We start from the raw sequence: 10,514 nt of genomic DNA, 5'->3' as shown, positions 1-10,514 counted from the left end.
TTTCGGCGGTCTGCCAAAATTGCGCAGCCCTTGTTCGACAACCTCAAGCATCCTGGCGAAGGTCGAACGATCAACACCTGTCGATCGCTTAAAATCCTCATCACTCAAACGTTGCACACTTTCGTATCTCATTCACACAAGGTACACGGCAGGCTCGACTTATGCAAGGGGGCTACTGACACCTCTGCAAGCTCTCATTACTTGTGATAATTATGCCCAGCCTTGATAGAGCAAGCCCGGTAAAGCTGTTCCAGGAGAAATGAAACGGGTCATTTCATGGGTAAAGGTAAGGCGCGAGAGCGACCAAACCAGCCCGGCTTGCCGTCGCACCCGCTCGTCCAAGCCAAGATGGCCACCAATGAGGAAGCAGACTGTGTGCAGGCCCCGATTTCCCCAGTCGTCCAAGGCCGCAGCCATCGCTTCTGAGGTTTGCTCGCGGCCAGTTGGGTCAAGGGCGACGGTGAGCGAAACCGAGGCGGCCTGGGCAAGGAGCTGCTCGGCTTCGTGTGCCATGATGACCTGATCAGGAGCATGTCTGCCCTGCTCTTTCAGCACCTTGATCTCTACTGGCAGATAACGACGCAGACGTTCCGCGTAATCACGGATACCCTGGTCAAGATAATTTTCTTTGGTTTTGCCGAGAAAGGGGAGAAGGAACTTCATCAGCAGAGCAACCGCCTTTCTTGCTCTTGCGCCAACAGTTGCCTGAACACCACGCAGAATTGCTCCCAGCTCAATTCCCGATTAATGCCCGGACAGGAATCGCGAATGATCTGAAAGTTGTTTTCATCGGTTAAAATGCTCGGATGCAAGGGCCACTGGCCGCACCGCCACGGGCGGCCCTCATGGACAGTGCAGCCCTGCTCCGGGCTATAGAAAATGCAGTGATGATCAACGATCTTCATCTGCACCACGCTATTGGTCACGCGCCAATAGGTTCTTTCTATTTCCTCACGGGGTAAGCCGAGCTTGGCAATCATCCTCGCTTGATCGTCTTGGTCAAGCGAAACAGTGGTTTCCCCCTGGCAGCAGTAGCCGCAGCGGGTGCAGGTGAAGATGTCAGACAAACAGGCAGCGGCACGCATCTGTTACTCCTTACGCGCTGGGCAGCTGCATCAAGTCTAGCATGGCTTGAATCAGCTTGTCCGCGCCTGCACCGATCTGATCAACCCTAGAATCGAGCATGTAGCAGGGTGTGGTCACGATCTTATTCTCTTGATCAACCGAAATCTCGCCTTGCCAGGTCGGCGCATGGTTTCCACCCAGAGCAGATATGTTGGCAGCAGTCGCTGCATCCTGACCAACCGTGACCGTCACCTTGCCCAGTACCTTGGCCAAGATAACCGGAGCGATGCAAAGCGCACCAATCGGCTTGCCCTGCTGGTGCATGGCCTTGATGGCGTGCGCTACGTCCGGGTTAACCGTGCAATCCGGGCCAGCAAAGGCGTAAGTGCAGAGATTCTTGACTGCGCCTACCCCGCCAGGGATTACTAAGCCATCAAAGGCGGTGGCTTCAAAGTTCGCCAAATCCATAATCTTGCCACGCGCAATCCGGGCAGATTCAAGCAGCACATTGCGCTGCTCTGGCATCTCCTCGCCCGTGCAATGATTCAGCACATGGTGCTGCATCACATTGGGGGCAAAGCACTGGTACTCGGCTCCGTGCTTGTGAATGGCCCAAAGGCTGAGAGTTGCCTCGTGAATCTCCGAGCCATCGCGGTGGCCGCAGCCAGATAGGATGACGGCGATGTTTTTGCTGGGCATACTATTCTCCGGTTGTTCTATTTTGGGGGATGAGAAAAAGAGATCTCCTGGATACTTCAAGAAAAAGGGCTACGCTCCATATTACCACAAACAACCAGCAAGTTGCAGCGGCGAGCACTCCTTTTGCTCCTGCTTGGTCTCGTTTTCTACTCGCTTGCCAAGGAGTTTGGCTTGGCCAGAAAGGAGTTGTAGTCGGCAGAAAAGGAGTTCGGCTTGGCCAAACTCCTTTCTTGGTTAGCCATAAAGGAGTCTTGCCGACTTGCAAAGGAGTTAGAGTTGGCAAAACTGCTTTGGTACTCGGCCAGACTCCTTTTCTGCCGAGTACAACTCCTTTGCAAGTCGGCAGAACTCCTCTGTTGCCAAGCAAAACTCCTTTGGAAACGAGCAAGAAAGGAGTCTTTGCTACGAGTTCTTTAAGATGCGCTGGTGATATCTCTATGGCAACAACCAACACTCTTACAGCATTTCCTTTGCCTTTTCAATACCCTCGGCCAAAGAGCGTGAGAACTCCACCTTCCCGGCTTGTTTGCGGAGTCCGGCCTTGCGGAGCGTGAGAATCATCCTCGGTTGGAGGTTATTTATAACCAAACCCAGGCCGTTTTTCTCTAAATTTCGACAGATCGTCTCCATTGCCATGATCGCACTCATGTCGATCATATTGACCTTGGTCATGTCTAAGACAACTACGCGCACATCAGGAGTGACAGAGGTGATATTCTTCATCGCCTTTTGTGCTGAACCAAAGAAGAGCGGCCCATTGATGTCGTACAGCGAAATAGCTGCGGGCAGCTCGCCGTATTCCTGATTGCGGCCTTCTACTTTGGTGGCCGTGGTCAAGCTAATGCTCCGCTGGATAAAAAGAACCGCTGCCAGACTCATGCCCACGCCCACCGCGATCACCATGTCAAAGAGCACGGTCAGAGAAAAGCAGATCAACAGCACCGCAACATCGCTGCCAGGCGCAACCTTCACAGTGCGGATGAAGTGTTTCGCCTCGCTCATGTTCCACGCAACCATTAAGAGCAACGCAGCCATCGAGGCCATTGGAATATACGAGAGCAGCGGGGCCAAAATGAGAATCGCCACCAGAATAAACAGGCCATGCACTATCGAGGCAATGGGCGAACGCCCGCCTGCCTTGATATTGGCCGCTGTGCGGGCAATGGCGGCAGTGGCTGGGATACCGCCGAAAAAGGGGGCCAGCACATTACCGATCCCCTGGCCGATCAGCTCGTCGTTTGAGTCATGCCTGCTGCCGACCATGCCGTCGGCAATCACTGCGCAGAGCAGTGATTCAATCGCGCCTAAGACAGCAATGGCAATGGCGGAAGGGAATAAATCATGAATGAGATTCCAGTTAAGACCAACTGGTGTGCCATCTGCGCCTGGTAGGTTCCAAGGCCAGTTCAGGCTAGGCAAGATGGGCGGGATGCCGCTGCCTTGCAGTCCATTCAGCTCAAAATGAAACCGGCTGCCAATGGTAGCGGCCACAAAGTCTGGGCTGATCTTCTGAACAAGCACGGCAGCAAGAGCACCAAGCAGTACCGCCACTAAATGGCCTGGTACTTTGGAACGAAACCTCGGCCAGAGGATCAACACCAGCAAACTTAAGAGGCCGATCAGGAAATCCGCCAGAGTGATCGAGGGCAGAGCGCGGATAATCGCCCCTACCTTTTCTATATAGTGCCCATCCACAGCCTCTACGGTCAAGCCAAGGAAATCCTTGATCTGCAAGGTGGCAATCACCACCGCGATACCTGCGGTAAAGCCGACAGTCACGGGATACGGTACCACTTCGATCAGTGTGCCCAGTTTAGATACGCCCATGATAATCAGGATGATTCCCGCAATCAGGCCACTAAGCAACAGGCCGCCAATACCGAACTTTTGGACAATCGGCAGCAGGACAACAACGAAAGCCGCAGTTGGCCCTGAGATATTGACAAGCGAGCCACCTGTGAGGGCAATGACTATACCCGCCACAATAGCCGTGTATAAGCCATGCTGCGGTGGTACGCCGCTGGCAATCGCGAGTGCCATTGACAAGGGAAGGGCAATGATGCCAATCGTAAGCCCAGCCAGCACATCGGCCTGGATGGTAGCGACCGAAGGTCTTGGCTTGATGGTGTTGATGAGAGCTGAAAACATTGTGTTGTCCTTTATGATAGATGGTGTTGAAACGTTTTCAGGCAAGTTGCGCATAGAACGGTAGGTGGAATGCGTCAGCTTGACCCGCTGCTGCATTGGTCGTGCTGAAAGGAGGGGAATATAGCGCAGCCTGCTGATGTGTAAAGGGAAATATTGTCAATTACCGTTTTTCAGTAGGAAAGGACTTGTCAGGCTCTAGGGTAAACCAGTGCCAGGCAGCACGGATTGCGCTTGCAAAATTGCCTGTAGCTCTTTAAAGTAGTGTCCTTTTAGGGAACTTGGCTACCGCAGCTGACTGAACGGCCTTCTCCTTACGCTTTCAACAGGTTGCGGAATGTTTTTGTAGGGGCCTTGCCTCTACGTGCGCCTTTAATCTCAACCAACCGCAACAGCTATTATGGCATTGATAGTGCAGAAATACGGTGGGACCTCAGTCGGTTCCATCGAGAAGATAAAGAATGTGGCCAAGCGGGTGCTCAGAGGGCAGCAGCAAGGGCACCAGATGGTCGTGGTGCTGTCAGCTATGTCTGGCCAAACGGACAAGCTGATCAGCATGGCTACGGAGATACAGTCCATCCCGGATCAGCGGGAGATGGACATGCTCTTGTCCACAGGAGAGCAGGTGACAATCGCGCTCTTTGCGATGGCGGTCAAGGATGCAGGCAGCGATGCCATTTCCTTGCTGGGCGACCAGGTGCGGATTGTGACGACCAACATGCACACCCGTGCCCGCATCCGCGACATCGACACTGCGCTGATCCACAAGCACCTTGATGCAGGCAAGGTGGTGGTGGTGGCAGGCTTCCAAGGTGTAACTGAAGAGGGCGACATCACCACGCTGGGCCGGGGCGGCTCAGACACCACTGCCGTTGCCCTCGCAGCTGCGCTCAAGGCAGATGCCTGCGAGATATTCACCGATGTGGAGGGAGTCTATACCACTGACCCCAATATCTGTGCGCAGGCCCGCAAGATCAACATGATCACCTATGACGAAATGCTGGAACTGGCCAGTCTCGGTGCTAAGGTCCTGGAGATCCGCTCCGTGGGTCTGGCTAAACGCTACAAGGTTCCGCTGCATGTTCGTTCAACATTTTCCGAAAACGAAGGCACTTGGGTTGTCGAGGAGGACAGAATTATGGAGTCAATGCTGGTGTCAGGCATTACCTACAGCAGAAAAGAAGCGCGTATCACCATCAAGGCTGTGCCAGATCAACCAGGTGTTGCCTCAAAGATCTTCCAGCCGATCTCCAGTGCAGGCATTTTGGTCGATATGATTATTCAGAACACCAGGGAAGGGCAGTTGACTGACATCACCTTTACGGTGCTGCGCACAGACTATGCCCGGACAATGGAGTTACTGAAGAAGACCGCCGCAGAGATCGGGGCAGAGTCGGTAAGTGGTGACGAAACAATTGCCAAGGTATCCATTGTTGGCGTGGGAATGCGCAATCATTCCGGCATCGCCTCGACCATGTTCCAGGTAATGGCCAGAGAGGGAATCAATATCATGATGATCTCTACTTCCGAGATTAAGGTTTCCTGTGTTATTGCTGAGAAATACACGGAGCTGGCAGTCCGTTCCCTGCACGCAGCCTTTAACTTGGACAAGGACAACCCGCCTGCGGCAGAATAAGTATGGGTGCAGCCTTTGAAGGATCATGCCTGCATGGCATTTTACGACATCGAGGCATGTCGTTTTCTTCCATGCAGGCATCGCGCTAGACGGCATGCAGGCATAGCGTTGTACGGCATCGAGGCATGCCGTTACCCTCCATGCCTACATCGCGTTAGACGGTATGCAGGCATGGCGTTAGACAGCATCGAGGCATGGCGTTTTGCCCTATGCCTCCTTGTTAGAGCCAGCCCTCCACTCGATAGAGACTTTCCCGTTTGACTTCTGCCCTTGCTCTCCGATAGAATATTTTCTATATCAGGAGTAGGTAGCACCGTTCGCAATTATCAAACAGGAGGAAAGCACCATGGCAGTAAAAGCAAAACAGGGCGTTATCTCAGCTGCTTTATTGACGGCAGTCGTAACCGCTGCTGGGATGGCTTGGGCGGAAGAAGAACCGATTCAACCAATCACGCCAGCCAAGGAGATCAATCAGCCCAAAGCAGAGCTGGGCAAGAAGCTGTTCTTTGATCCCCGGCTGTCTAAGTCTGGCTTTATCTCCTGCAATTCCTGTCATAACCTGAGCATGGGCGGTTCAGACAACCTCAAGACCTCCATTGGCCACAACTGGCAGCAAGGGCCGATTAACGCGCCTACCGTGCTTAACTCCAGCCTGAGCTTTGTGCAGTTCTGGGATGGTCGGGCAGAGAACCTCAAGGCCCAGGCTGGTGGCCCGATTGCCAATCCGGGTGAGATGGCCTTTACCCACGCTTTGGCCGAGGATGTGCTGAAGTCGATGCCTGGTTACGTCAGCGAGTTCAAGGCTGTTTTTGGTGAGGAGAAGATTGATATTGATAAGGTGACTGATGCGATTGCCGAGTTTGAGAAGACCTTAGTTACCCCGAACTCGCGCTTCGACAAGTGGTTATTGGGTGATGCCCAAGCCCTGACCGAGCAGGAGTTAGCCGGGTATAAACTGTTTAAGGCATCGGGCTGCATTTCCTGCCACTTTGGGCCAGCAGTGGGTGGGAACACCTTCCACAAAATGGGCATGGTAGAAGAGTACAAGGCTAACAGTCCAGCAGAAGGCCGCAAAGCAGTTACTGGCAAAGATGCAGACCGGTTTATGTTTAAGGTGCCTAACTTACGCAATGTTGAGCTGACCTACCCGTACTTCCACGATGGTGAGGCCGCAACCCTGACCCAGGCTGTTGACACCATGGGCCGCTTGCAGTTAGGTAAGAAGTTCAATGATCAAGAGAACGCCCAAGTAGTGGCGTTTCTCAAGAGCTTGACTGGCGAGCAGCCTTCCTTTACTTTGCCGTTGCTGCCGCCTTCTTCGGATAAGACTCCACCACCCAAGCCGTTTGAGAAATAAAGCAGACGCGAATGCAGCGCAGCCAGGCAATCCTTCTGCCCTGGCTGCAACAGTGTATCAAGTTGCCTTTGCTGGCCACTCAGTAGCCATCCGCTTGAGTACGGACGCAGCGCACACGTTCCTGGCTTTCCTCTTTGCTGATCTGCACAGCCCAGCTGCTCCTGAGACAACGCCTCTGCTGGAACTCACGGCGCAAGATACTCACTATCTCCTGACTGATCAGAGCAGGACACTCTACTCCGGTAGATTAGACGTACAGTTCGCTGCGGTTCTCTTTGACCAAGTTATTTACCATCTTCTCCATACCCAGCACAACGGGGTTGCGCTGCACGCTGGGGCAGTGTCCTGGCAAGGCCAAACCATCTTGCTGCCTGGCCGCAGCGGTTCTGGCAAGAGCAGTGTCACGGCCTGGCTGACTAGCCAAGGCTGTTCGTATCTCAGTGATGAACTCGTCTTTCTCCCCAATGACGGTGCTGGGGTTGTCATCCCTTTTCCACGGCCCTTCTGTCTTAAGCCTGGATCAGCAGCCGTGGTCAAGGCGTTACTGCCTGCGGCCCAGCAGGTTGGCTTGCTGGCTGACGAGCACGGCGCAGTTATTCCCCATCGTCTCTTTAACCCAACATGCACCCTGGCTAGCACACCGCCTGGCGTGCTCCTTTTTCCTGTCTATCAAAGCGGAGCAGTGCTGCACGTGGAACAGCTGTCTCAGGCCCGCGCTTCTGCCCTTCTGATGAGCTGCGATGTCAATGCCCGCAACCTACCTGATCACGGTTTTCACCAAATAACTCAGCTGGCCCGTTCAATTCCTGCCTGGCAGATCACCTATAGCAGCTTTGCTGGCTTGCCTGAGGTGTGGTCGGATTTGGCTGCTTCGTTCACATCCCCCTAACCAAATGCGCCCGAACTCCCCCTTGTCCTATCAAGAGCGTGATTATCGCAGTAGGCATAATGCGGGCTTGATTGCCACAGTTGTCAAGATGGCAGAAACGGATTTGCACATCTTGGCTACGCAGCCTGTGAGTGATCAGGCTCTCGTGGCTGTAGCGCGGGTGCGTACAGAGATCGAGGCTTATATCCGGCAGTATCCGCTGTTCCTGACCAGCTTAGTCCCGTTAGTCCTGGATAGCTCTGCGCCGCTGCCTGTGCAGGCGATGCTCGAGGCAGCACTGGTCGCTGGCGTTGGGCCAATGGCAGCTGTGGCAGGAGTGATTGCCGAAGAGGTAGGGAGGACACTCCTCAAGCAAGGTGTTGAGGAAGTGATTGTCGAGAATGGTGGTGATCTCTTTGTTGCTCGCCAGCAAGCGAGCATCGTGGCCATCCATGCGGGTGCATCTCGCTTGAGTGGCAAACTAGGCATTAGTTTACGGCCTGAGCAAATGCCCTGTGGCTTGTGTTGTTCTTCAGGCACAGTCGGGCATTCCCTCAGCTTTGGGCAGGCTGATGCTGCCGCAATACTGGCACCCTCTGCGGCCTTAGCTGATGCCGCTGCCACCTGTATTGGCAATGCAGTGAAAAGCCGGGACAGCAAGAGCGTTAATCGGGCAGTTGCCTTGGCCAAAAGCATTAAGGGGGTAACTGGAGCGGTGGTGATTGCCGGTGATCACCTGGGTGCCTGGGGTGATCTTGAACTGGTGCCGGTCTGATGATTAACTGTGGAGTGCCTCATTCAGTAACTCTTCTTTATACATCTCCACAAACGTATCAATATCTTCCTGCCAAGGCCGCATCACATTGCATCCTTGCTCCTTGAGGCGACGATTTTCCAGGATGGAGTTTGCAGGCCGCTTGGCTGGGGTTGGATACTCTGCGGTGGTGCAGGGCACTAGCGAGAACGGCACCTGCATCGCTTCCAGGAAATACTTTGCCCCTGCATACCAGGTACTGTGTCCTTCTGCTGTGGCATGAACAATGCCGGTCAAGCCGCAGTCTAAGACTCGCTCGATCTGACGCGCTAAACTCAGCGTCCAGGTCAACGAGCCATACTGATCATTGACCACCTTGATCGTACGCTTTGGATTAGCCAGTGCCAAGCGGAGCATAGTCTTGAGGAAGTTCGTGCCGCCAATCCCATACAGCCAGGCTGTGCGCAGGATAAGATAGTTCTGCATCCTGGCCGCAATCTCCTCTTCACCAGCCAGCTTGCTTTTGCCATACATCGAGATTGGGGCAACTACATCTTCCTCTGTATACGGTTCTGGCACAGGCTTCTGGCCATCAAAAACATAGTCGGTTGAGATATGCAGCAAGCGACAGCCAAAGTCTGCGCAGGCCTCGGCCAAGTTGGCGGCCCCTTGGGCATTGACAGCTAGACAACCTATCTGCTCTTTTTCACAGGCATCAACAGCAGTAAAAGCAGCACAGTTAATCACAACATCAGGTTCAATATCGTGGACCATCTGCTGCACGTGCTGGGCTAAAGTGACATCTAACTGCTTGGAGGTGAGCGCACAGATCTCGTGTCGATCCAGCATGAGCCGAACGCAATCTTGTCCTAACTGACCACCTGCCCCAGTAATAAGCAACTTCATCGCAGCGTCCCCTCCTCCTGGATGAGTGACATGAGGTATTGACCGTACTGGTTCTTTAACATCGGCTTGGCAGTACGTTCAACCTGTGCCGCATCAATGTAACCTAAGCGATAGGCAATCTCTTCTAAGCAGGCTATTTTTAGACCCTGCCGATCCTGCACCGCTTGCACATAGCACGCTGCTTGTTGCAAGGATTCATGCGTGCCCGTATCTAACCAGCAAAAGCCCCGGCCCAGCAACTCCACCTTCAAGTTGCCTTGCTGAAGATAGGCGGTATTAATATCTGTGATCTCCAGTTCGCCCCGCGCTGACGGCTTAATGCTTGCGGCAATCTCGACCACGCTATTGTCATAAAAATAAAGACCCGGCACCGCATAGCGGGATTTGGGTTTTAACGGCTTTTCCTCAATGCCAATTACCCGTCGCTCGGCATCAAATTCAACCACGCCATAGCGCTCTGGATCTTTCACCAGATAACCAAAGATAATCCCGCCTTGCTTGAGCTTGCTGCACCGCTTCACGATCTCTTGAAAACCTGGGCCAAAAAAGATGTTATCCCCAAGCACCAGGGCCACTGCCGAGCGGCCAATAAAGCGTTTCCCAATCAGAAAGGCCTGGGCCAAGCCTTCGGGTTTTGGCTGTTCTGCATAGGAAATGTGCAGGCCCAGCTGGCTGCCATCGCCAAAGAGCTGGGTAAAACGCGGCAAGTCTTCAGGGGTAGAAATAAGCAGAATATCACGAATACCCGCCAGCATCAGCACAGACAGCGGGTAATAGATCATGGGTTTATCATAGACCGGAATCAGCTGCTTGCTGATCACCTGCGTCAGAGGATAAAGGCGGGTACCAGAACCGCCTGCGAGGAGGATGCCTTTCATTAGTTATGATCCAGTGCCTGCATGAACAGTTGCCTCCTGCGGGCAGAAAAGAAGTCTATCTTGAATAAAGCGAGGGGTTATCTTATGGTAAGAAGAGCGGCCTGCTTTGTCAAGAATATGCTGAATAAAGGAGATATTTTTCTCGCAGAAGTGAGATATCGGGCACTGCTTAAGTGAGGGCGGAAAGAGCTTCACTCTTCTCTTTG

Annotated in this window: 11 protein-coding genes and 1 pseudogene; 5 read left to right on the top strand and 7 right to left on the bottom strand. The window is 53.5% G+C overall.

The annotated features are described in order from the left end of the window. Positions 1-197 precede the first annotated feature (197 nt). The 4 genes and pseudogenes from ACNKIB_RS07695 to elbB all read right to left on the bottom strand — a co-directional run bounded on the left by ACNKIB_RS07695 (position 198) and on the right by elbB (position 1,764). A complete protein-coding gene (locus ACNKIB_RS07695) occupies positions 198-254 on the bottom strand; it encodes a hypothetical protein (RefSeq protein ID WP_417909965.1) in 57 nt (18 codons plus the stop codon). 67 nt (positions 255-321) lie between these two features. Continuing rightward, a pseudogene (locus ACNKIB_RS07690) lies at positions 322-663 on the bottom strand (23S rRNA (pseudouridine(1915)-N(3))-methyltransferase RlmH); the annotation flags it as partial. After that, entirely contained in the window at positions 663-1,085 is a 423-nt protein-coding gene (locus ACNKIB_RS07685; protein WP_417909959.1) for a YkgJ family cysteine cluster protein, read from the bottom strand. The pseudogene ACNKIB_RS07690 and the gene ACNKIB_RS07685, both read right to left, overlap by 1 nt. Positions 1,086-1,095: 10 nt before the next feature. Beyond that, positions 1,096-1,764, bottom strand: a complete 669-nt coding sequence (gene elbB, locus ACNKIB_RS07680; protein WP_417909958.1) for an isoprenoid biosynthesis glyoxalase ElbB — start codon at positions 1,762-1,764, stop codon at positions 1,096-1,098. 213 nt (positions 1,765-1,977) lie between these two features. On the opposite strand from elbB, the gene ACNKIB_RS07675 reads away from it, so the two are divergent. After that, positions 1,978-2,181 carry a hypothetical protein gene (locus tag ACNKIB_RS07675; protein ID WP_417909957.1) on the top strand — a complete coding sequence of 68 codons (204 nt, stop codon included), beginning with the start codon at positions 1,978-1,980 and terminating at the stop codon, positions 2,179-2,181. 39 nt (positions 2,182-2,220) lie between these two features. Here the strand turns inward: ACNKIB_RS07675 and dauA are convergent, their stop codons facing one another. Beyond that, entirely contained in the window at positions 2,221-3,912 is a 1,692-nt protein-coding gene (gene dauA, locus ACNKIB_RS07670) for a C4-dicarboxylic acid transporter DauA (protein ID WP_417909956.1), read from the bottom strand. A gap of 397 nt (positions 3,913-4,309) precedes the next feature. Between dauA and ACNKIB_RS07665 the strand changes: the two genes are divergently transcribed. The 4 genes from ACNKIB_RS07665 (at position 4,310) to ACNKIB_RS07650 (ending at position 8,545) form a co-directional block, all read left to right on the top strand. Further along, positions 4,310-5,545: an aspartate kinase gene (locus tag ACNKIB_RS07665; protein ID WP_417909955.1), complete on the top strand. Its 1,236-nt coding sequence runs from the start codon at positions 4,310-4,312 to the stop codon at positions 5,543-5,545. Between the two features lie 346 nt (positions 5,546-5,891). Beyond that, a complete protein-coding gene (locus ACNKIB_RS07660; RefSeq protein WP_417909954.1) occupies positions 5,892-6,902 on the top strand; it encodes a cytochrome-c peroxidase in 1,011 nt (336 codons plus the stop codon). Next, complete coding sequence (locus ACNKIB_RS07655; RefSeq protein ID WP_417909953.1) at positions 6,892-7,791, top strand: hypothetical protein; 900 nt, start codon at positions 6,892-6,894, stop codon at positions 7,789-7,791. Before ACNKIB_RS07660 ends, ACNKIB_RS07655 begins: the two co-directional genes overlap by 11 nt. A gap of 22 nt (positions 7,792-7,813) precedes the next feature. Then, on the top strand, positions 7,814-8,545 hold the full coding sequence (locus ACNKIB_RS07650; RefSeq protein WP_417909952.1) for a UPF0280 family protein: 732 nt from the start codon (positions 7,814-7,816) through the stop codon (positions 8,543-8,545). Between the two features lie 3 nt (positions 8,546-8,548). Here ACNKIB_RS07650 and rfbD read toward each other — a convergent pair whose 3' ends face one another. Both rfbD and rfbA read right to left on the bottom strand, forming a co-directional pair. Next, positions 8,549-9,430 (bottom strand): dTDP-4-dehydrorhamnose reductase, encoded by an 882-nt coding sequence (gene rfbD, locus ACNKIB_RS07645; protein WP_417909951.1) that lies wholly within the window; start codon positions 9,428-9,430, stop codon positions 8,549-8,551. Next, a complete protein-coding gene (rfbA, locus tag ACNKIB_RS07640) occupies positions 9,427-10,308 on the bottom strand; it encodes a glucose-1-phosphate thymidylyltransferase RfbA (protein WP_417909950.1) in 882 nt (293 codons plus the stop codon). Before rfbA ends, rfbD begins: the two co-directional genes overlap by 4 nt. Between the last annotated feature and the right edge of the window lie 206 nt (positions 10,309-10,514).

The sequence above is a fragment of the Candidatus Electronema sp. PJ genome (genome assembly GCF_048287395.1).
In the GTDB taxonomy this organism is placed as follows: domain Bacteria; phylum Desulfobacterota; class Desulfobulbia; order Desulfobulbales; family Desulfobulbaceae; genus Electronema.
Note: the sequence above shows the minus strand (reverse complement) of the source record. Positions and strands in the feature narration are given on the sequence as shown.

Excerpts from the sequence above, each read along its gene's own strand:
- ACNKIB_RS07660 (WP_417909954.1), top strand. The coding sequence starts at position 5,892 with ATGGCAGTAAAAGCAAAACAGGGCGTTATCTCAGCTGCTTTATTGACG.
- rfbD (WP_417909951.1), bottom strand. The coding sequence starts at position 9,430 with ATGAAGTTGCTTATTACTGGGGCAGGTGGTCAGTTAGGACAAGATTGC.
- elbB (WP_417909958.1), bottom strand. The coding sequence starts at position 1,764 with ATGCCCAGCAAAAACATCGCCGTCATCCTATCTGGCTGCGGCCACCGC.
- ACNKIB_RS07665 (WP_417909955.1), top strand. The coding sequence starts at position 4,310 with ATGGCATTGATAGTGCAGAAATACGGTGGGACCTCAGTCGGTTCCATC.
- rfbA (WP_417909950.1), bottom strand. The coding sequence starts at position 10,308 with ATGAAAGGCATCCTCCTCGCAGGCGGTTCTGGTACCCGCCTTTATCCT.
- ACNKIB_RS07685 (WP_417909959.1), bottom strand. The coding sequence starts at position 1,085 with ATGCGTGCCGCTGCCTGTTTGTCTGACATCTTCACCTGCACCCGCTGC.
- dauA (WP_417909956.1), bottom strand. The coding sequence starts at position 3,912 with ATGTTTTCAGCTCTCATCAACACCATCAAGCCAAGACCTTCGGTCGCT.